The 20,051-nt window shown below is 64.0% G+C and carries 17 protein-coding genes; 7 read left to right on the plus strand and 10 right to left on the minus strand.

Features of this window, described 5'->3' with window-relative positions:
- The 3 genes from LB523_RS15440 to LB523_RS15450 are packed head-to-tail and all read left to right on the plus strand — an operon-like array spanning position 1 to position 4,789.
- On the plus strand, positions 1-1,911 hold the full coding sequence (locus LB523_RS15440; protein WP_224604005.1) for a lasso peptide isopeptide bond-forming cyclase: 1,911 nt from the start codon (positions 1-3) through the stop codon (positions 1,909-1,911).
- On the plus strand, positions 1,908-2,888 hold the full coding sequence (locus LB523_RS15445) for a serine kinase (protein ID WP_318011963.1): 981 nt from the start codon (positions 1,908-1,910) through the stop codon (positions 2,886-2,888). The genes LB523_RS15440 and LB523_RS15445 overlap by 4 nt, the downstream gene beginning before the upstream one ends.
- A gap of 8 nt (positions 2,889-2,896) precedes the next feature.
- Positions 2,897-4,789, plus strand: coding sequence for an ABC transporter ATP-binding protein (locus LB523_RS15450; protein WP_224604577.1), 1,893 nt, complete (start codon positions 2,897-2,899; stop codon positions 4,787-4,789).
- On the opposite strand, the gene LB523_RS15455 is transcribed toward LB523_RS15450, so the two are convergent.
- Positions 4,763-5,035 (minus strand): exopolysaccharide production repressor exox, encoded by a 273-nt coding sequence (locus LB523_RS15455; protein ID WP_224604007.1) that lies wholly within the window; start codon positions 5,033-5,035, stop codon positions 4,763-4,765. The two genes, LB523_RS15450 and LB523_RS15455, sit on opposite strands and share 27 nt — an antisense overlap.
- A 607-nt stretch (positions 5,036-5,642) precedes the next feature.
- Here LB523_RS15455 and LB523_RS15460 point away from each other — a divergent pair.
- From LB523_RS15460 to LB523_RS15475, 4 genes are all read left to right on the plus strand, one after another.
- The gene (locus LB523_RS15460; protein ID WP_095769319.1) at positions 5,643-6,320 is read left to right on the plus strand and encodes a sugar transferase; all 678 of its coding nucleotides are present in this window, start codon (positions 5,643-5,645) and stop codon (positions 6,318-6,320) included.
- A 184-nt stretch (positions 6,321-6,504) separates the two neighbouring features.
- Complete coding sequence (locus tag LB523_RS15465; protein ID WP_224604579.1) at positions 6,505-7,683, plus strand: polysaccharide biosynthesis/export family protein; 1,179 nt, start codon at positions 6,505-6,507, stop codon at positions 7,681-7,683.
- Between the two features lie 116 nt (positions 7,684-7,799).
- Positions 7,800-8,894 carry an acyltransferase family protein gene (locus LB523_RS15470; protein ID WP_224604015.1) on the plus strand — a complete coding sequence of 365 codons (1,095 nt, stop codon included), beginning with the start codon at positions 7,800-7,802 and terminating at the stop codon, positions 8,892-8,894.
- 18 nt (positions 8,895-8,912) lie between these two features.
- Positions 8,913-10,196: an O-antigen ligase family protein gene (locus tag LB523_RS15475; protein ID WP_224604019.1), complete on the plus strand. Its 1,284-nt coding sequence runs from the start codon at positions 8,913-8,915 to the stop codon at positions 10,194-10,196.
- A gap of 230 nt (positions 10,197-10,426) precedes the next feature.
- Here the strand turns inward: LB523_RS15475 and LB523_RS15480 are convergent, their stop codons facing one another.
- From LB523_RS15480 to LB523_RS15520, 9 genes are all read right to left on the minus strand, one after another.
- Positions 10,427-11,002: a DUF1349 domain-containing protein gene (locus tag LB523_RS15480; protein WP_224545390.1), complete on the minus strand. Its 576-nt coding sequence runs from the start codon at positions 11,000-11,002 to the stop codon at positions 10,427-10,429.
- A gap of 121 nt (positions 11,003-11,123) precedes the next feature.
- Positions 11,124-12,563, minus strand: coding sequence for an aldehyde dehydrogenase family protein (locus LB523_RS15485; protein WP_224604022.1), 1,440 nt, complete (start codon positions 12,561-12,563; stop codon positions 11,124-11,126).
- Between the two features lie 125 nt (positions 12,564-12,688).
- Positions 12,689-13,174, minus strand: coding sequence for a hypothetical protein (locus tag LB523_RS15490; protein WP_224602405.1), 486 nt, complete (start codon positions 13,172-13,174; stop codon positions 12,689-12,691).
- A gap of 88 nt (positions 13,175-13,262) precedes the next feature.
- Positions 13,263-14,156 carry a sugar phosphate isomerase/epimerase family protein gene (locus LB523_RS15495; protein WP_224604025.1) on the minus strand — a complete coding sequence of 298 codons (894 nt, stop codon included), beginning with the start codon at positions 14,154-14,156 and terminating at the stop codon, positions 13,263-13,265.
- A gap of 70 nt (positions 14,157-14,226) precedes the next feature.
- Positions 14,227-15,165, minus strand: coding sequence for an ABC transporter substrate-binding protein (locus tag LB523_RS15500; RefSeq protein WP_095769327.1), 939 nt, complete (start codon positions 15,163-15,165; stop codon positions 14,227-14,229).
- Between the two features lie 83 nt (positions 15,166-15,248).
- Positions 15,249-16,247 (minus strand): ABC transporter permease subunit, encoded by a 999-nt coding sequence (locus tag LB523_RS15505; protein WP_140845601.1) that lies wholly within the window; start codon positions 16,245-16,247, stop codon positions 15,249-15,251.
- On the minus strand, positions 16,244-17,800 hold the full coding sequence (locus LB523_RS15510; RefSeq protein WP_224604030.1) for a sugar ABC transporter ATP-binding protein: 1,557 nt from the start codon (positions 17,798-17,800) through the stop codon (positions 16,244-16,246). The genes LB523_RS15505 and LB523_RS15510 overlap by 4 nt, the downstream gene beginning before the upstream one ends.
- Positions 17,797-19,176, minus strand: coding sequence for an FGGY-family carbohydrate kinase (locus tag LB523_RS15515; protein ID WP_224604044.1), 1,380 nt, complete (start codon positions 19,174-19,176; stop codon positions 17,797-17,799). The genes LB523_RS15510 and LB523_RS15515 overlap by 4 nt, the downstream gene beginning before the upstream one ends.
- Positions 19,173-19,955 (minus strand): DeoR/GlpR family DNA-binding transcription regulator, encoded by a 783-nt coding sequence (locus LB523_RS15520; protein WP_224604046.1) that lies wholly within the window; start codon positions 19,953-19,955, stop codon positions 19,173-19,175. Before LB523_RS15520 ends, LB523_RS15515 begins: the two co-directional genes overlap by 4 nt.
- Positions 19,956-20,051 lie beyond the last annotated feature (96 nt).

Here is a 20,051-nt window from a genome sequence, read left to right on the forward strand (position 1 = left end):
ATGAGCGGCGTCGCTGGAATCGTGCTCAGCGATAACGGCCGGCCCGCCGCGGCCGGCGATATCCAAGAGATGCTTTCGCGCATGCGCCACCGCGCCCGCGACGGCAGCTCATGGTGGGCGGACGGCAGCGTCGCGCTCGGCCACGCCTGGCTCGACACGACCGGCGAGAACGGTCCCGGGCCGCTGACGATGGCCGGCGGCAAGCTCGCCATCACCGCCGACTGCCGGCTGGACAATCGCGACGAGCTTCTGGCGCGGCTCGGCATGCGGGACCGGTCGGTCGCCGACGCGGTGCTCATCATGCGCGCCTACCTTAAATGGGGCGAGGCCTGCCCGACCTATCTGCAGGGCGATTTCGCCTTCGCCATATGGGATGGCGAGCGCCGGGCGCTGTTTTGCGCGCGCGACCATTTCGGCGTCAAACCTTTCTACTATCATTCGACCGGCAGGCGCTTCGCGTTCGCCTCGGAGATCGGGCCGATCCTGGCGCTGGACGACGTCGGCAGGCGGCTCAGCGAACACCAGATTTCCGGCTTCCTCGCCGGCTTGACGGACGATCCGCAGGCCACGCTCTACGCCGAAATCTTCCGCCTGCCGGCGCGGCACAGCATGACGGTCACCGACCACCGGGTGGTGCTGCAGCGCTACTGGCAGATCGAGCCGTCGCAGAGGCCGCCACGCCCGGACGCGGCCGAAGAATTCAGGCATCTCTTTGCGCAATCGGTGGAGAACCGCATGCGCGGCACGCCGGCCGTCGGCGCGATGCTGAGCGGCGGGCTCGATTCCTCCTCGATCGCTTGTGTCGCCGGTCTTCGCGCGGCGGCGAGGCGCAACCCGACGCTCAAGACCTTCTCGCTGGTGTTCGACAGAGGCTCGTCGATGGACGAGAAGCCTTTCATCGATGCGGTGCTCGACCGCAATCCGCTCGACGCCACGCTGATTGCGGTGAGCAATTACGCGCCCTTCGTCGAGTTCGAGCGTATCCTGGAGGAGCAGGAAGGCACGTTCCTGGCGCCCGGTCTGTCATTGACCCGCGATCTTTACCGCACCGCGGGCGCAAAGGGCGTCAAGGTGCTTCTCGACGGGCATGGCGGCGACGAGGTCGTCTCGCAGGGCCATGGGCACCTTCACGAACTCGCCAATGCCGGCCGTTGGCTCGAGCTGTGGCGCGAATTGCACAGCGCCGCCAACACCTATGGCGAGGGCATGTTCTCCCTCTATTTCAAGTTCCTGACCATTTATGGACCCGCTTGGCGGATCGCCCGGATGAGATCGATGGCCAGACGCCTTGTCGGCAAGGTGCGGCAGAGGCCGGCATCGGCGCCGCGCGCCTGGGCGGGTCTGGTCAATCCGGACCTTGCCAGGCGCACAAATCTTGCCGAGCGCTTTCATCGCAGCGGCTACATGCCCGCCGCCGTAAGCGCCAGCGAAGCGCTGACGCATCGCTGGCTGCTGTCCACCGGGCTGGTGCCGCACGCCTTCGAAGTGCTCGACAAGGCCGCCGCCAATTCCGGCGTCGAGCCCCGCTATCCGTTCTGGGACAAGCCGCTCGTCGAGTTCTGCCTGGCGCTGCCCGGCGAGGAAAAGCTCAGGGACGGGTTTGGCCGCCACGTGCTGCGCCGCGCGATGCAAGGCATTCTGCCGCCGGCCGTGCAATGGCGGCGCGACAAGATCGATTTCACCGCTAACCTGGTCAAGGGCATGCTCGGCAACCACCGCGAGCTTCTGGACAGGCTGCTGATAGCGGACGGCGAGCGGATCGCGCCCTATGTCAACCTGCCTGAAGTGAACGCCGTCTATGAGCGCCTGCTCAGCCAGCCCGAGCAGGCAACGCTGCCCGACGTCCAGCATGTCTGGCGTTCGGTTTCGCTGTCGCTGTGGCTGCGGCAAGTCCAAGGAAGCCCAGCATGAATCTTCCGATCGCCTCCTTTGCGCGGCCGGGGCCCGCCACCGGGACAATGGCGCCGGGCGGACGTGTCCGCCATTTCTACAAGGCCTACGGGCTGATCGTCAGCTCGGACGTGGCCTTGCCGGAACTGACGCCGACGGCGCCGGCGACGCCGGACCTGGAGATCGCGGTCGGGCCGATCGACTTTCCCGACGGCGCATCGCATGGCGCCACGGGCTTTCGTTTCGAGGCGACCCGCCAATATCTTTCCTGGCAGGCGGTCGGCACCTTCATGATCAGCGACGGCAGGCGGATCGATGTCGATCCGGCGCCGGGGATCGACGACCCGCTGCTTGCCTTTCCGCTGCTCGGGCCGGTCATGGCTCTTGCCCTGCATCGGCGCGGGCTGCTCGTCCTGCATGCCAGCGCCATTGCCGTCGACGGCAAGAGCGTGATCTTCATGGGCGACAAGGGCGCCGGCAAGTCGACGACGGCAGGCGCGATGATCCGCGCCGGCCATCGGCTGCTCACCGACGACGTCGTCGCGCTGGATTTGTCCGACCCTGGACGACCGATGATCCTGCCCGGATTTCCGCAGCTCAAGCTCGCCGCGGACGCGGCCGTCGCCATTCGCCTCGATCAGGCGGAAGTGCGCCCGCAGGTGCATCCGCAAATCGACAAGGCGCAGCATCGGCTGCATGACGGATTTGCCGCCGAGGCGGTGCCGGTATGGCGCATTTATGTGCTCGAGCGCGGCGAACGCGCGGCGATCTCGCAGCTTGCCGATGTCGCCGCGCTGCCGGCGATCATTAAATTCTCGTACATCACGCGCTTCGGCCGGCAGGCGTTGACCGGCGATCTCGCCGTCACGCATCTCAGTCAATGCGCTGAGATCGCCGGGCTGATCGGCGTCAACCGCCTCGAAGTGCCGGCCGGGCTCGCCAGGCTCGATGAAGCGGTCGCCGCGATCGAAACCGATCTGGCGTCGGGAACAAGGTGAGCCAGAGTATGGGCTGGTCCTCGAAGTTTCGCCTGTCGCTTCTGCGCGATGTCGCCGGTTTCGGCGCCATGGTGGCGCATGTCGGCGGACGGCGTACGGCGACGGCGCTTGCCTTCCTGATCCTGGGGAGCCTCACCGAAGGCATTTCGATCCTGCTGCTCGTTCCGCTGCTGCGCCTCATCGGCCAGCCCGACCAGGACTATGCGGTGCGGGTGCCGGAGGCCTTGCATCGGCTGGTGCCCGGCGGAACGCTGTCGCTCGCGAGCGTGCTCTCACTGCTCGTCGCGCTGGTGGCGCTGCAAGCGATGTTCAACCGCTTCAAGTCGGTCTACATGGCGCGGTTGCTCTATGACTTCGTCAACCGCGTGCGCATGAACCTGTTCGAGAGCGTCGGCAAGGCGCGCTGGGGCGTTTTCACCCGCATCCGCAGCTCCGATCTCGACCATGCGCTGAACGGCGACGTCGACCGGGTGCAGGTTGCGGCCTTCTCGCTGCTGATGCTGACCCAAGCCACACTGCTCCTGGCCGGCTATCTCATTGTCTCGCTGTTCATCTCGCCGGTGATGACGTGCTTCGCCATCGTTGTCGGTCTGGTGCTGCTGGTTGCGCTGCAGCCGTTCCGGGCGCGCGCCAGCGCCTATGGCCGCACGCTGACCGGCAATCGCCAGGACCAATACCGCACGGTCTCCGAATTTCTTGGTGGCATCAAGGTCGCCAAGAGCCTGAACGTCGAGGCAAGCTATTTTGCCGAGCTCGGCGCGACGCTGGACAGGATGAAGGCCGATAACATCGCCTTCGTCCGCAACAGCTCGCTCGGCACCGCTCTGTTCCAGGTTACGAGCGTGATCGGGCTGAGCCTCTTCATCTATATCGCGCTGGTTCGCTTCCACCTGTCGCTGGCCGAGATCGTCGTGCTGCTGCTGGTCTTCATGCGGGTCGCGCCGCGTTTCATGGACATGCAGCTTCAGACCCAACAGGTGCTGATCAACCTGCCGGCCTATGCTTCGATGCAAAGCCTCCAGGCTCGCTTCGATGCCGAGCGCGAACCGGAAGAGAACGTGACCGAAGGCGTAAAGCTGTCGCTTGAGACCGGCCTCAACATCCGCGATGTGGCGTTCGCCTATGGCGAGGGCGGCGGCAAACCGGTGGTCAGCGATATCACCTTCGGTCTGCCGGCCGGAAAGGTGACGGCGCTGATCGGCCCTTCGGGTTCCGGCAAGAGCACGATCGCCGACATGCTGCTTGGGCTGCTTGAACCCACCCAAGGACGTATTCTGGCCGACGGCGTCGAGATCACGGCGCAGAATCGCAGGGCCTGGCGCGATCAGGTCGCCTATGTGCCGCAGGATGTGTTCCTGCTGCACGACACAATCGCCGCCAATCTGCGCCTTGCGGCGCCTGAGGCCAGCGACGAAGAATTGTGGGCGGCCCTGCGAAACGCCCATGCGGCCGATTTCGTGGAGCGGCTGGACTCGCGGCTCGATACGGTGGTGGGCGACCGCGGCGTCCGCCTTTCCGGCGGAGAGCGGCAGCGCATCGCATTGGCGCGTGCGCTGCTGCGCAAACCCTCGCTGCTCATCCTCGACGAGGCGACAAGCGCGCTCGACTGGCAGAATCAGTCGCTGATCGCCCGATCGATCGAGGCGCTGCGCGGCCGGATGACGATTTTGACCATCGCGCACCGGCCGTCGATGATCGCCTTCGCCGACTGGGTCGTGGCCATCGAGAACGGACGCATCGTCGAGGTCGGACAATATCGGCGGTTGAGGGCGAAAGCCGGCAGCCGGCTTGCAAGGATGCTGGCCGGCGAGCAGGCGGAGCGCGAAAGCGCGCCACCGATCGCGGCCGGGCTGACCTCCGCGCCGGTCGAACGTTCAGTGGAGGCTGCGTCTGGCGCTTAGCTTTTCGCCTTCGGCGACCTTGCTCAGGATCGGGCCCCGGTCCGCCTCGCGGGTCTTGTCGGCCGATGTCGGCCTGGCTCCCCCGATCATGGCAAAGACCAGAAGGAAATAGCCAGCCTGGATAATGACGGCGCAGACGATGGTGCGAAGCAGGATGGTTCCCCCCGACGCGCCATCGAAATAGGACCAGCCGATGACGATCGCGAGCGCGAAGATCATACCGACGATGAATTTCGGCAAAGACATGACCGCCGCCCTCTCAACCGAGACGAGCATGCAGAAGCTGCGACTTACCCACCCGCGTAACTCCCCGTTGCGCCAAAGAGCTCTTTCTGGCTGCCCAATCCGGCCGGTTGCTTCCGACCTTCCTTACCCGTGCAGACTATGACAGGAACAATTTGCGACTCTATTAAGGCCGGCCTGCCGGAGCAAGGCCGTGCAGGTATGGTTTCCAACGATTTTACGAGATCGACTCTGCCATGCTGCGCCGCACACTCTGGCTCCGAGAGCTATTCAATGAGACGTCTGCCGCTTCAGTTAAACTCATGACTTTGATTAGTATTTTATGTGAATAACTTACCATTGCGAGTGCTTCCAGCGGCCTGCAACCGCGTTTCTTCTGCAGCAAAGAATGCACTGTCCAAAAATGGCCCGAAAAGCGGACTACATTTTCCTGGTTTTCTCTCACCTTGTCATAAACGCGCCACAAAGGTGAAAATTTGGGCAAGGCAGGTTTATTATTTAGTCAATTCATGACGTGAACATTTCAACGCGATGGGAAATTGTGTGTTGCGCTGCAGCATTTTTTTGGTATCTTGCCGTAAACCATCCGTTCAACGTATGGAGCTTCTGCATGAGGGACGTCGCCAAGTCGGCAAATGCGAGTTTTGCGCAGGCCGGCGTTGATTTTCCACCCCCCATCGGCGGTCTGCTCAAACGCAGTTTCGATGTCGTTGGTTCCCTGGCTGGGCTGATCCTGCTGAGCCCGCTCTTCCTGATGGTCGCGCTGCTGGTCAAGCTTTCGGATAATGGTCCGATCTTCTACGGCCACAAGCGTATCGGCCGCGGCGGCAGGATTTTCTCCTGCCTCAAATTCCGCACCATGGTGCCGGATGGCGAGCGCGTGCTCGCTGCGTATCTGGCGGCCAATCCGGAAGCCAACGCCGAATGGATCGCGACGCGCAAGCTGAAGAACGATCCGCGCGTCACCCGCGTCGGCCAGGTGCTTCGCAAGCTCAGCCTCGATGAACTGCCGCAGATCCTCAACATCCTGCAGGGCGACATGAGTCTTGTCGGCCCGCGTCCGGTCGTGCGCGACGAATTGGAAATCTACGGCAGCGCGGCGGTCTATTACCTGAAGTCGCGCCCTGGTCTCACCGGTCTGTGGCAGGTGAGCGGCCGCAACGACGTATCCTACGACACGCGCGTCGCCTTCGATCGCCATTATGTCGAGAACTGGTCGTTGTCCGAGGATATTCGCATCATCTTCAAGACTGTCCCTGCCGTGTGGATGTCACGCGGCAGCTATTGACCGACGGGCCTGCTCCGCCAGATTCGGGGCAAGCATCCGGCAGTGATCTCATCGGGCGGATGGGGCCAAAGCGAATCGGAAAACGTATTTGACAAAAGACCTCTTCGGACTGCCCTTCGCATGCAGTCTCATATCCAAGACCACAGCCCGCTTCGGCGGCGTCTTGCTTGCTGCGTTGCTGGTCATGCCGTCGGTCGCTGCCGCCAGCGACTATCGGCTTGGACCGCTGGACAAGCTCAACATCCGGGTCGCCGAATGGCAGACCGTCGATGGCACGTTCCGCGATTGGTCGGCCCTCAATGGCGAGTATTCGGTCGGCCCGGGCGGGATGCTCTCGGTGCCGTTCGTCGGCGACATGCAGGCCGCGGGCAAGACGACGGCCGAGATCGCTTCAGCGATCGGGCTCGCCCTGCAACGGAAGCTGGCGCTGCCCGACAAGCCGGAAGCCTCGGTCGAGATGGCGCAGTTCCGGCCGTTCTACATTTCAGGCGAAGTCCAGAACCCCGGGCAGTTTCCCTTCGTGCCCGATCTGACCGTGCTCAAGGCAATCAGCATTGCCGGCGGTATCCGGCGCAATGCCGACTATGGTCCGCAACTCGAAAAGGATCTGATTACCGCCAAGGGCAGCTATGAGATCTATGACGACCAGCGCTTGCGGCTGATGGTCAAGCGAGCCCGTATCGACGCCGACCTCGCCGGGAAGACGACTTTCGAGGTGCCTCAGGAAATTCAAGGCGATCCGAGATTGCCAACCATCGTCGCCGACGAAACGGCGATCCTGGTCTCCGACCAGAAATCGCTGAAGCTGAAGCTCGACGCACTCGACGACCTGAAGGGTGTTCTGCAGTCGGAAATCGAATCGCTGCAGAAGAAGATCGCCAACCAGCAGAAGCAGGTCGACCTAGCCTCCAAGCAGGCCGACAGCATCGGTCCGCTGGCGCAGAAGGGCCTGGTCGCCAATGCGCGCCTGCTTTCCTCGCAGCAGTCGGTCACCGACCTGCAGGGCAAGATCCTGGATTATGAGACGGCGATCCTCACCGCCAAGCAGTCGATCAGCAAGGCGGAGCAGGACGCTATCGATGCCCGCAACACACTGAGTTCGAGCCTCACCGCCGATCGGCAGCAAACGGAAGCGAACCTTAATGAGGCGGCCTTGAGGGTCGGCATGCAGAAGGGCCTAATCGCACAGGCATCGGATCCGGCAACGGCTGCCGCCTACACCGGCAATGAAGAGCCAGCCCTGCTCTATTCGCTGGTGCGCGTCGTCGACGGCAAGACCAGCGAGGTCGAAGCCAAGGAAGACACGCCTATCCTGCCGGGCGACGTGATCAAGGTGAAGCTGGCGCCGACGGCCAGCCAATAACGCCGCCGGCCCGGGTTTGTCCGAAGCGAACCGGGAACGGAGGCGGGAGGGACAAGCCAGGCTCGTTCGCGCGCAGCGCGGGCGAGCGATCTGTTTGGACCGCTTGAAGGCATAACATGCAGCCCGCAGCCCAGCGTCACGTGTATCTGAACCTCGACGCCATCCGCGGCGTGGCGGCGATCAGCGTCATGCTCTACCATTTCTCGCCATTCCTCGCCGACGGCAAGGTGCTGCCGTCGAGCTATCTCGCGGTCGATCTGTTCTTCCTGCTCAGCGGCTTCGTCATCGCGCATGCCTATGACCGCAAGATCGAAACCGGCATGGGCTTCGGCACTTTCGTGGCCATCCGCCTGATCCGGCTCTATCCGCTCTATCTAGCCGGCACGCTGCTCGGCTTCTTCTATTTGCTGGTCAAGAACAGACTGATACCGGCGGAATACATGCCGATGTCCGAGATCGGCATGCAGCTGACAACCGGCATGCTGTTCATCCCGCTGGTCAGCGACGCCTATCATACGATCTTTCCTCTCAACCCGGCATCGTGGTCGCTGTTCTTCGAGCTCATCGTCAACATCGCCTATGTCGCTGTCTTCGTGCTCTTGTCGCGGCGGGTGCTGACGGGGATCGTCGGCGCCAGCCTCGTGCTGCTCGTCGTCGCCTCGGTTTTCGCCGGCACGCTCGATTTCGGCATGACCGGCAAGACCATCGTCAGCGGGCTGCCGCGCGTAACCTTCTCGTTCTTCCTGGGCGTGCTGCTCTGCCGATCGATGGCGGGCTGGCAGGGCAGCTTCGGCTTCCTGCGGCGCGGCTTCTGGGTCGAGGGCGCGATCCTGCTCACGCTTGCCGTCTTCGCCATCGCCCCGGTTGCCGCCGGCGCGCGCGTTGCCTACGACCTCTGCGCCATCGTCATCGTCTTCCCGATCATGGTGATGACCGGCGCGGTGGCGCCGACCGCGCCGCGACTGTCAGGCGTCTATGGCTGGCTCGGGCGGATTTCCTACCCGATCTACATCATCCACACGCCGATGCTGATGATCATCGCCGGGGCCGGCAAGGCCTTCTCGATCGACCCGTTCGCGCATCATCCCTTGTTCGGCATCGTGATGGCGGCGATGGTTGTCGTCATCGCCGACATCGCCACGCGCGTCTATGATGAGCCGGTGCGGCGCTTCCTGCAGCGGCAGATGCAGCGCGCCCGGGCCGTGGCTTAGCGCTGGACAAAAGCCGGTATGAAGATTCCGAAATCCATCCTGATCGATCCCGATCGCAACGAGACCTACGGCATTTTCGCCGTCGCGGTTTCCACGCTCGCCTTCGCCTACTCGCCCAATTTCGGCCAGATCCTGATCCTCGCCTACTACGCCGTCTGGCTGCCGCTGCTGTTCGTCGATTACCGGCGCTTCACCTGGAAACTCGCCAGCGCCTGGCTACCCATTCTGCTTGCGGCCTATGTCTGCCTCTCGGTGTTCTGGTCGCAAGCGGCGGGCATCAGCGCGCGCGCGGCGGTGCAATATTCCTCGCATATCGTCTGCGCCTATGTCGCGGCGCGCACCATCAGCGTGCGCACGCTGGTGGTCGGCTCGCTGATCGGCATCTTCTTCGTGCTGCTCTATTCACTCGGAGTCGGTGGTTACGCGCTCGACACGATCGACGGCACGGTCAATTTCGTCGGCGCCTTCGGTTCCAAGAACCAGGTCGGCTTCTTCTCTTCGCTCGGCATCTTTTTCTGCCTGGCGTTCCTTGTCTTCTACCGGCGCAACTGGCTGGGCTTCGTCTGGACCGCGCCGATCATGCTTTTGTCGGTCTATATGCTGGCAATCGCCCATTCGGCGACGTCGGTGGCCTCGCTGCCGGCGGTGATCGGCATCGTGATGCTGCTCACCATGACCAAGGTCCTGTCGCGACGCTATCGCCGGGTGCTGTTCATCGTCGGCGCCGGGGCGCTGGTGACGGGCGTGGTGGCAGCGCTCAACCTCGGGCTGCTGGATGTCGTGCTCGGCATCTTCGGCAAGGATTCGACGCTCACCGGCCGCACCTATCTGTGGGAACAGGGCTGGAAAGCAGCGCAGCAGCGTCCGCTGCTCGGCTATGGCTATGCCGCCTATTGGGTGCAGGGTTTTGCCGATCCGGAGCGGCTGTGGGCGGAATTCTATATCTCGACCCGTTCCGGCTTCCACTTCCACAACACCTATGTCGAGACGCTGGTCGAAATCGGCTTCATCGGCGTCACCTTGCTGGCGCTGGTCATCCTGCGCGCCTTCTACGGCCATGTATCGAAGGTGGTGTTCGGCGGGTGGAGTGCCGATTCGGTGGTGCTTGCCGGCGCGACCGGGCTGATGCTGATCCGCTCCTTCTTCGAGGTCGAGATGCTCGGCCCCTATTTCATGGCGTCCTTCATCGTCTATTACGGCCTGTTCAAGCTGAACCCATTGCCGGCTTTCCGGCGCCGCCAGATGGCCGTTCCCGCCGAGGACGAGAGGCCGACCATCGGCCGCATGCCGGCGCCGACCTGAGAGGCTTTTGGCGTGCTCGCCAACGATCTGGGGATCAAGCCGTCGCCGGTCGTTGGTCCATTCGACGGGTGCTGGATATTGCGGCGTGGCCGCAATGTCGGTCGGCTTGTTGAAGCAGCGCGTCCAGAACAGGATCAGCGGAGTATCAGACGGCATCGGACCCTTCCGCTCTGGCAAGGCGCCGTCTTACCTTATCGCGGCAATCGCAAAAGAACCACGCGGTTCCGCACTCACCCATGCAGGTCCCTTGCAATCGCCGGCCCGATCGTGAAGCCGGAGAAGGTCGCCTCGAAGCCTTCGCGCTGCGGCGAGCAGCACATCATGCCGACATCGACCGTTTTCGAGATCGGGAAATAGGCCAGGCGCACCGGTTTCCAGTGGCCGTCCGAGGCGTCCAGATACTGGATGCGGATCGCCTCGGCGTGGCGGGTTAGGCGGATCCTGACGCCGTCCTTGCCGGCGGCGATGGCGACCAGCGACCAGTCGGAGGTGTCGTTGGTGACGACGACGGAGAAGTATGCCAGCCCGTCGGTGTATTCGATGCCGGCCTTGATCCAGTGCGTTTCGCTCAGGCGCAGCATCAGCCCCGCCTGATCGTAGAGCACCTTGTAGTCCCCCTTGACGGTCACCTCGGCGCTGAAGTCACCCTCGACGGAACGGTAGAGGAAATGGCCGTTGTCTCGCCAGAAGCCGTAGAAGGTCTCGCGCCAGAAGTCGGTGTCCTTGCCTGTTCGGACGGTGAGCGTTCCGTCGCCGACCGTGTGCTGCGGCGGCGGGTTGAGCCATGTCATGTCGGCCACGCTCATCGATCTCCTCCCGGATTGGACTAGTGCGTTTCACCGTTTCATGGAAACGGCGAAACGCCCTATCTCCTTGTTTTTGCGCAATTCCGGACGGAAAACCGCCAACACATTTCCTGGAATTGCTCTAGCCGGCGAATGTATAGGCGGTCTTCACCGTGGTGTAGAACTCCATCGCGTAACGGCCTTGTTCGCGCGGGCCGTAGCTCGAGCCCTTGCGGCCGCCGAACGGCACGTGGAAATCGACGCCGGCCGTCGGCAGGTTGACCATCACCATGCCGGCTTCGGAATTGCGCTTGAAATGCGTCGCGTGCTTCAGGCTGGTGGTGCAGATGCCGGAGGTGAGACCGAACGGCGTGTCGTTGGCGACAGCCAGCGCTTCGTCATAGTCCTTGACGCGGATGACATTGGCGACGGGGCCGAAAATCTCCTCGCGCGAGATGCGCATCGCGTTGGTCGAGCCGACAAACAGCGCAGGCTGCAGATAAAAGCCAGGCGCGCCGCGTTCCAGCCGGTCACCGCCGAAGGCGAGCTCGGCGCCTTCCTGGCGGCCGATGGCGATGTAATCCTCGTCCTGCTTGAGCTGGGTCTGGTCGACGACCGGACCGATCTGGGTCTTGGCATCGAGCGCATCGCCGATGACGAGCTTGTCCAGGCGCTCCTTGATCGCTTCGACAAAACGGTCGTGGATGCCGTCGGTGACGATCAGGCGCGAGGATGCTGTGCAGCGCTGTCCGGTCGAGAAATAAGCGCCGTTGACCGCGCAGTCGACGGCCACCGCGAGATCGGCGTCGTCGAGCACGACGAGCGGATTCTTGCCGCCCATTTCGAGCTGAAATTTGCGCATGTGCTCCACACTTGCCGCGGCGACGCGCTTGCCGGTCCCGACCGAGCCTGTGAAGGAGATGGCGTTGACATCGGGATTGTCGAGCATCGCCTGGCCGACCACCGATCCCTTACCCATGACGAGATTGAGCACGCCCTTGGGCAGGCCGGCGCGGTGCAGGATATCGACGATGGTCCAGGCGCTTTCGGGAACCAGTTCGGCCGGCTTGAAGACGATCGTGTTGCCGTAGGCCAGCGCCGGCGCGATCTTCCAGGCGGGGATGGCGATGGGAAAATTCCACGGCGTGATGATGCCGACAACGCCGACGCCTTCGCGCGTCATCTCGACGCCGACGCCAGGCCGAACGCTCGGCACCATCTCGCCCGACAGACGCAGCGTCTCACCGGCGAAGAAGTCGAATATCTGCGCGGCGCGGATCGTCTCGCCGACGCCCTCTGCCAGCGTCTTGCCTTCCTCGCGCGCGAGCGACCGGCCGATCTCGTCCTTGCGTGCCATGATCTCGTCGGAGGTTTTCTTCAGCACGGCATGGCGGGCCAGCGGGCCTGAGCGCGACCAGGCCGGAAAGGCCGCCTTAGCGGCGGCGATGGCCTGCTTGGCTTGCTCAGGCCCGGCCGAAGCATATTCGCCGACGATGTCGTTGGTGTTCGACGGGTTGATGTTGCGCGAGCCGGCCTCGCCAAGCCACTCGCCGTCGATCAGGTTCTTACGCAGCACGGTCATTGTCTTGTTCCTTGAAGCTGGGGTAGTGGCAGTCCGTCGGCCGGTCAATTGTCGGACAAATGATATAATGATTGTCCCGTGGCAGGTCTACCGGCCTTCTGCGACAAACCTAGGGTCTTGCCGCGTCAGGTCGAGAACGACCAGAACAGACAGGCGAGCGTGACCGCGCCGAAGGCGACGAAGAACAGGCTTCTGAGCAGGATGTTGCGGCGAAGCTCGTTCATGGTGAGATGCGCCGCAACGATCACTGCCACGAACAGGAAACGCCAGTTGAAAAGCGCCCAGAGCACCTCGTGCTGGCCGAAGGCCCATCTGGCGATCAGCGAGCCGACGATGGTCGCGAACAATACGATCGTCGCCCAGAAGATCGCATCGGCCGCATGGGTCAGTACGACGCCGGCGGCGCGGATGGGCAGGATCATCATCAGCATGGCTGCGAAGAAATAGACGGCGGCGATCGCCAGGAATGAGCCGGCGTCGGCGATGCCGTCGAGACGCTTCACGCCGAACGCGCCATAGGGATAGCCGTGCCTCGCCACGGCCAATGACAGCGCCATCAGCAAAGCGCTCAAAACCGTGACCAGTGCGAATGTGCCGAGGGCCTTGCTCATGCCTTTTCCTGTCGAGACGAATCAACAGGAGTCTAGCAGAGCATGGCCCTCGAAAGCCGCAATTCACTGCTCGACATTCTCGAAGACGTCAGGGCCTTTGCGAAGCCGAGACGAGATCGGCCTTGCGCCGGGCCGTCTCCAGGCCGACCGCGATGAAGCGGCGCGCATGACGAGCAAGCTCCATATTGTCGGTCCACAGATTGCGCCAGATCGCCGTCTTCCGCGACAGATTCTCGTCGACGATCTCGGACGAGAAGGATTCGAAGCTGAGATCGTCGCTGTAGCCGATCGCCGCCAGCGCATCGAAGATCGCCGAGAAATCGATGCTGCCGGTGCCCAGAAAGCCGCGATGGCTCTCGCCGATATGGACATAACCGATCTTCCTCGCGGCATGGCGGATGGCCAGGCCGACATCGGCCTCCTCGATGTTCATGTGGAAGGTGTCGAGGTGCAGGAAGATGTTGTCGGAGCCGGTGTCTTCGATGAAAGCTAGTCCTTGCGCGGCGGTGTTGAGCAGGTTGCTTTCGAAGCGGTTGACGATTTCGAGATTGAGCGTCACGCCGGCGGCCTTGGCCGTTTCCGCAACCCCGGCAAGTGCAGCGGCGCTGCGGTTCCACTGATCGCGCGTCGGCGGTTCGGTTTGCAGGCCGTGGCTTGCCGAGAGAATGCCGCCGATCTTTTGGCCGCCGAGATCGCGCGTGAGGGCGACGGTGCGGTTCAGGATCTCGACGCCGCGCGCGGCGACCGCCTTGTCTGGGCTGGAGATGTCGCCGTCGGCAGGCAGGCCAATGCTGATCGCTACGCCCAGGCCGAGATCGGTGATGCTTTTGGCCAGCCTGCCGATATCGACATCCGCCGGATCGAGATAGGAGAATTCGATCAGGTCGAAGCCGGCTTCCTTCGTGTTGGCCAGCGTGCGTTCGAGATCCGCCTGCGCCGAACTCGCAGACCAGACGAAAGAATGGATACCAATGCGCGACATGATCGTCTCCGTCCGATGAATGAGGCGCGGCCGGACCGATCCGGCCGCGCCAGCCTTGGGAGCAGGCTTTTTAGCGGGCCGCCGTCCAGCCCTTGTAGTCCTTCAGGTTCTCGGCGGTAATCAGCTTCGGATCGAGCAGCACGGTCGGCTCGGCCGGCTTCTTGCCGGCAAGCACATCTGCCGCCATCGTCAGCGACTGGCCGGCCATGACATAGGGATCCTGCGAGGCCGAGGCCTTGATCAGCGAGGTGCCGGACGCGAACTCCTTCTCAATGTCCGGGGCGCCGTCGACCGCGGTGATGATGAATTCCGAGCGATTGAGCTGCTTGGCGGCGAGCTGCGCGCCGATCGCCGTAGGATCGTTGATGGCGAACACCGCGTCGATCTTGTCGAAGCGGGTGAGCAGCGACTGGAACACTTTCAGGCCGCCGTCGCGCGATCCCTCGGCGTTCTGGTCGTCGGACAGGATTTTGATGTCGGCGTGCTGCGAAAGAACGTTCTTGCAGCCCTTGACGCGCTCCAGGATCGACGACGAGGCCGGGCCGTTGAGGATGACGTAGTTGCCTTTGCCGCCGGTGTGATCGACCAGATACTGGCAGGCCTCCTCTCCGGCCTTGACGTTGTTGGTCATCACGGTGACGTCGGCGCCCGGCGCCGAGACGTCGAAGGCAGCGACGACGATGCCAGCCGCCTGCGCCTTCTTGACCGCGGGCGCGATCGCCTTGGCATCGACGGCATTGAGCATGATGACATCGACGCCGGCGGCGATGAAGGAATCGATCTGCGAGACCTGCTTGTTGAGGTCGTAGTCGGCCGACACCGACGTCACCTCGACCTTCGGATTGATCTTCTTGGCCGCGTCCTCGATGCCCTTGATGGTGGCGACGAAGAACGGGTTGCCGAGCAGGCCGACCGAGATGCCGACCTTGTTGAGGTCTTTGGCCGATGCCGGCGCGATGGCGAGGGCCGCGAGGGCTGCGCCGCAGAGCAGTTTGGCGATGGTCTTCATTTACTTGCTTCCTCCGATTGCCCCGCGCCTCTCACGGTGCGTTACACACAATCCGGCCCGTCTAGGCCGGCGACCGAGGTCAATCACGTTCTTGCTCCGGCCTGCAGCCGGTAACGGTCGAGGGCGACCGCCACGATGATGACCAATCCCTTGATGATGTACTGCCAGATGTCCGAGACACCGGCCAAAATGAGCCCGTTGGAGAGCACGGCGATGATCAGCCCGCCGATCAGCGTGCCCCAAATCGAGCCGACGCCGCCGACGAAGCTGGTGCCGCCGAGAATGACGGCGGCGATGGCATCGAGCTCGTAGGACTGGCCTAGCTGCAGGCCATTGGCGGCGTAGAGTCTCGCCGCCGACATGACGCCGCCGAGGCCCGCGAGCAGGCCCGACACGCCATAGACGAAGAGCAGCACCAGCGGCACCTTGATGCCGGTGAGGCGCGCCGCCTCGGCATTGCCGCCCACGGCATAGATCCAGGTGCCGAGCACGGTGCGCTTGAGCACCAGCCAGGACAGCACCACCACGGTCAGCGCGATGATGACAAGCCAGGGAATGCCGAACAGTGAGCCATTGCCGATGAAGTCGAAAGGCAGGTCGGAATTGAAGACTGTCGTATCCTCGCCGAGCAGGCGGGCGACGCCGCGCACGGCGGTCAGCGAGCCCAGCGTGACAATGAAGGGCGGCAGCTTGATGTAGGCGACAAGCAGCCCGTTGATGACGCCGAAGCCGAGGCCGAGCAAAATGGCGGCCGGAATGCCGAGCATGCCCCAGTCCGGCACCAGCGACACCAGCACAGCGACCATCGCCGAGGCCGCGAGGATCGAGCCGACGGATAGGTCGATGCCGCCGGTGAGGATGACGAAGGTCATGCCCGCGGCCAGCACGATATTGATCGACGACTGCTGGCTGACGATGAGCAGGTTGGTGCCGGTAAGGAAGCGCGGGTTGATGAACTGGAAGCCGACAGCAAGCAGCACCAGAACCGGCAGCATGCCGAGCGCGGCGAAGGCCGTCCGCAGCCGTCGGCTCCTGACCGCTGCCTGATCCGCCGCTTTCGCCACTGTTGAGCTGTCGGTCATCTTGTCGGTCCTTCCTTGGCCGCCCCCGTCGCGAGTTCCATGATTTCTTCCTGACGCAGCGGCCTGCCCTCCGACGCCGTCACCTCGCCGGCGATGGCGCCGTCGCGCATCACGAGCACGCGGTCGGCCACCCCGATTACTTCGGGCAGTTCGCTGGAGATCATGAGAATGGCGATGCCCCGGCCGGCAAGACTGTCGATCAACCGATAGATCTCCGACTTGGCGCCGACGTCGACGCCGCGCGTCGGCTCGTCGAGGATGACGACCCTGGGCTCGGTCTCAAGCAGGCGGGCAAGCAGCACCTTCTGCTGGTTGCCGCCCGACAGTGAGCCGGCATTGGCCTGCGCCGAGCGCGTGCGGATCGAGAGATCGGCGATGGCCTTGGCGGCACGCCGCTCGGCGGCGGTGAAATCACGAAAACCGCCGGCGCGCGCGTCTTTCGCAAGCACGCCCATATTGATGTTGTCGGCGATCGACATGTCGAGAAACAGCCCGAGCTCCTTGCGGTCCTCGGTGAGGTAAGCAATGCCGGCCTCCAGCGCCTCGCGTGGCGAAGCGATGGCAATCGGCTTGCCGTCGAGCTCCAGCTCGCCCGCGCTGCGGCGGTCGGCCCCGAAGATCAGCCTCGCGAGTTCGGTGCGGCCGGAACCAACCAGCCCCGCCAACGCCAGCACCTCCCCGTGGTAAAGATCGAACGAGCAGTCCTTCAGCAATCCGCCGTCCGACATGCCGCGCACCGACAGCGCTACCCGGCGCTGACTGTCCGGCGGCCGGTGATCCTTCTTGTAGAAGGCCGAGAGATCGCGGCCGACCATCATCGAGACCAGGCGCGATGCATTGAGATCGGCGCGTTCCAGCGTGCCGACATAGCCGCTGTCGCGCAGCACGCTGACGCGGTCGGCGAGCTGGTAGACCTCCTCCATGCGGTGGCTGATGTAGATGATGGCAATGCCTTGCGCCTTCAGCGCCCCGATCACCTCGAACAGCCGGTCGGTCTCGCGCGAGGTCAGCGAGGTGGTCGGCTCGTCCATGACGATGATGCGGGCGCTGGTCGACAGCGCGCGGGCGATCTCGACCAGCTGGCGCTCGCCCAGCGACAGGCTAGAGACCAAGGCGCGCGCCGAAAAGGAGACGCCGAGCCGCTCGATGATTTCCCTGGCGCGACGGTTGCACTGGTCGCGGTCGACGATGCCGAACCTACGCGGCTCGTTGCCGAGGAAGATGTTCTGCGCCACAGTCAGGTTCGGCGCCAGCGACAGCTCCTGGTAGATGACCGCGATGCCCTGGGCGCGAGCCTTGATAGGATCGCCGCTGGCGACCGGCGTACCGTCGATCAGGATCTCGCCGCCGGCATCCGGCCGATAGGCGCCGGACAGCACCTTCATCAGCGTCGACTTGCCGGCGCCGTTCTCGCCCATCAGCGCATGCAGTTCGCCGGCATTGACGGTGAGCGATACGTCGTGCAGGGCCCGGACGGGACCGAAAGTCTTGGAGATGTGGCGCATCTCCAGCACCGGCCTTTGCGACGCCTCGACGCGGGCGGCGGCGCTCATTGCGCACCTCCTGCCGCCGCGCCGGCGATGTGGCGTCCGGCAATAAGGCCGCGCCAGTCGTCGCGGTAGCGATCCAGGCCTTTGAAGTCCGCGGCGCGTACCGGCTCCGGCCTATCGGCGGCGAATTCGCGGCCGATGCTCTCGAAGGCGAGAGCCGCGGCGCCCGTGGCGCTGCCTTCCAGCGTGGCCCCCTGCAGGAAGGATTGGCCGGGCCGCAGCGCCGCCAGGAGGCCGGCAAGCATCCCATCCGCATTCAGTCCGCCATCGACGATGACGGTGTCTGCCGAACGGATCAGGTCGAGCGAGAGATCGATCATCAGAGCCACATAAAGCAGCGCTACGGCGGCGCGCTCCCCAGCACCGGAAACGGGCCCGAGGATCTCGCCCGTCCGGCCCGGCAGCGGTCCGCCCGGGGCAAAGCTCGGCACGGCCATCGTGCCGGCGTCGATCGCCCGCTGTATGGCGGCCGAGGCGATCGCGCCTTGCCAGTTGCCGCTGATCACGGCGAATTCGCGCCCGCCCATGAAGCGGATCGTAGGCACCGCGCCGCCATCGACATCGACATTGGCCAGCATGTCGCGCTCGCGGTCGAGCGCCTCGAACGGACAGTCAGGGTTGAGAACGATCACCCAGGTGCCCGTCGACACCACGGTGAGCGGCCCGAGGTCCTGCCGGCGATAGGCATGGAGCGCGGCATTGCTATCATGAACGCCGTTGTGAATGGCGACCGGTCTGCCCGCCCGGCCAAAGCGCCGCTCGCCAATGACGCCGCCGGCGTGCGCGAAGGCGGGCATGCGGCCCCGCCAGCCCTCGGCATCGACCAGCGAGGAGAAGTCACGCTTGCTCGGTGCCCACAGATGCGAGTGGCAGCCGAGATAGGAGACTTCCGAAACGGCGTGGCCGCCGAAGCGCCAGCTCCAATATTGCGGATAGCCGAGAATCGCCTTCGCCGCCGAGAACGCGCCGGGCTCCACTTCTTTCAGCCACAGCATGTGGCGGCCATAGTTGAAGCCGAGCGGCAGGCGCGGCGAGAAGGTCTCGGCGAAATCGGGAATGCGCCGATCGATCCGCGCGGCGATCTCGGCGGGCGGCTCCTGCTCATAGTCTAGGATCGGATGCGTCAGCGCCGTATCGTCGACCAGCGCGAAGGTGCAGCCGTGGCCCGACACCATCAGACCTTCGATGCCGTGGGCATCAGCGGCCTCGTTGACGGCGTCCAGCGCCCAGTTATGCAGCGCCGTTTCGTCAAGCACGCTGAGCCCGCTTTTGCGTATCCAGTCGGGTTTCGTGCGCCGTTCGTCGAGGATGCGCCCGTCCTGGTCGAAGACGAACAGCTTCGAATTGGTCTTGCCGAAATCGAGCACCGCCACCTTCACTGGACGGCTCCCGAAGGCGAGGCGATACGCACGGTGACACCGGCATCTTCCAGCATCCGCGCATCGGCGCCGGACAGGCCGTCATCGGTCACCAACGTGCCGATGCGCGACAGCGGCAGCGCGACATTGCGGGCGTGGATCGACAGCTTCCGGCTGTCCGCCAGCACCACGATCTGGTCGGCGCAAAGGCTGAGATCGATGATCGAGCGCACCAGCAGCGGATGCGATTCCAGCACGCCCTCATGGCCGAGGCCCTGCGCGCCGAGAAAGAACTTCGAGGCATAAAACGGCACGGCCTGGGTGAGCGAATGGATGATGCCGGGCTCGCGGTGCAGATCGCCGCCGGCGATGGTCAGGCTGCAATGGCCATGGTCGCTGAGATAGGCGGCGAGCGGCATGGAATTGGTGAAGAGGCGAATGTTGCGGTCGGCAAGCTTGACGCCGAGATGGAAGCAGGTCGAGCCGCCATGGACGATGACCGCATCGCCGTCGCGCACCATGGTGGCGGCTACAGCGGCGATTTGCCGTTTGGCATCGACCGCCAGGTCACGGTTCTCGTCATAGGGCCTCGCATAGGCGATGCCGGCATGCGCGGCGCCGTCGAGCGCCGAGATGCCGCCATAGACCTTCCTGGCTTCGCCGGCCTCGTCGATCTTGTCGATGTCGCGCCTGACCGTCGCCGCCGACACGCCAAGCCGCTCCTGCAGTTCACGCACCGAAGCGAACGGCCGGTCCCGCAATAGCTCGACGATCTGACGCTGGCGGCCGGAGTCGCTCAACTCTTCCCTCCCGACAATGCCATTTTGCATGACAATTGATGCAACTTACTCAACATCAGTCGGATTGCAAGCCCGTTTTGACGATAGTAGATCACT

Origin of the sequence: Mesorhizobium sp. ESP-6-4 (genome assembly GCF_020164735.1) — a bacterium.
Taxonomy (GTDB): domain Bacteria; phylum Pseudomonadota; class Alphaproteobacteria; order Rhizobiales; family Rhizobiaceae; genus Mesorhizobium.

Excerpts from the sequence above, each read along its gene's own strand:
- LB523_RS15440 (WP_224604005.1), top strand. The coding sequence starts at position 1 with ATGAGCGGCGTCGCTGGAATCGTGCTCAGCGATAACGGCCGGCCCGCC.
- LB523_RS15445 (WP_318011963.1), top strand. The coding sequence starts at position 1,908 with ATGAATCTTCCGATCGCCTCCTTTGCGCGGCCGGGGCCCGCCACCGGG.
- LB523_RS15450 (WP_224604577.1), top strand. The coding sequence starts at position 2,897 with ATGGGCTGGTCCTCGAAGTTTCGCCTGTCGCTTCTGCGCGATGTCGCC.
- LB523_RS15455 (WP_224604007.1), bottom strand. The coding sequence starts at position 5,035 with ATGTCTTTGCCGAAATTCATCGTCGGTATGATCTTCGCGCTCGCGATC.
- LB523_RS15460 (WP_095769319.1), top strand. The coding sequence starts at position 5,643 with ATGAGGGACGTCGCCAAGTCGGCAAATGCGAGTTTTGCGCAGGCCGGC.
- LB523_RS15465 (WP_224604579.1), top strand. The coding sequence starts at position 6,505 with ATGCCGTCGGTCGCTGCCGCCAGCGACTATCGGCTTGGACCGCTGGAC.
- LB523_RS15470 (WP_224604015.1), top strand. The coding sequence starts at position 7,800 with ATGCAGCCCGCAGCCCAGCGTCACGTGTATCTGAACCTCGACGCCATC.
- LB523_RS15475 (WP_224604019.1), top strand. The coding sequence starts at position 8,913 with ATGAAGATTCCGAAATCCATCCTGATCGATCCCGATCGCAACGAGACC.
- LB523_RS15480 (WP_224545390.1), bottom strand. The coding sequence starts at position 11,002 with ATGAGCGTGGCCGACATGACATGGCTCAACCCGCCGCCGCAGCACACG.
- LB523_RS15485 (WP_224604022.1), bottom strand. The coding sequence starts at position 12,563 with ATGACCGTGCTGCGTAAGAACCTGATCGACGGCGAGTGGCTTGGCGAG.
- LB523_RS15490 (WP_224602405.1), bottom strand. The coding sequence starts at position 13,174 with ATGAGCAAGGCCCTCGGCACATTCGCACTGGTCACGGTTTTGAGCGCT.
- LB523_RS15495 (WP_224604025.1), bottom strand. The coding sequence starts at position 14,156 with ATGTCGCGCATTGGTATCCATTCTTTCGTCTGGTCTGCGAGTTCGGCG.
- LB523_RS15500 (WP_095769327.1), bottom strand. The coding sequence starts at position 15,165 with ATGAAGACCATCGCCAAACTGCTCTGCGGCGCAGCCCTCGCGGCCCTC.
- LB523_RS15505 (WP_140845601.1), bottom strand. The coding sequence starts at position 16,247 with ATGACCGACAGCTCAACAGTGGCGAAAGCGGCGGATCAGGCAGCGGTC.
- LB523_RS15510 (WP_224604030.1), bottom strand. The coding sequence starts at position 17,800 with ATGAGCGCCGCCGCCCGCGTCGAGGCGTCGCAAAGGCCGGTGCTGGAG.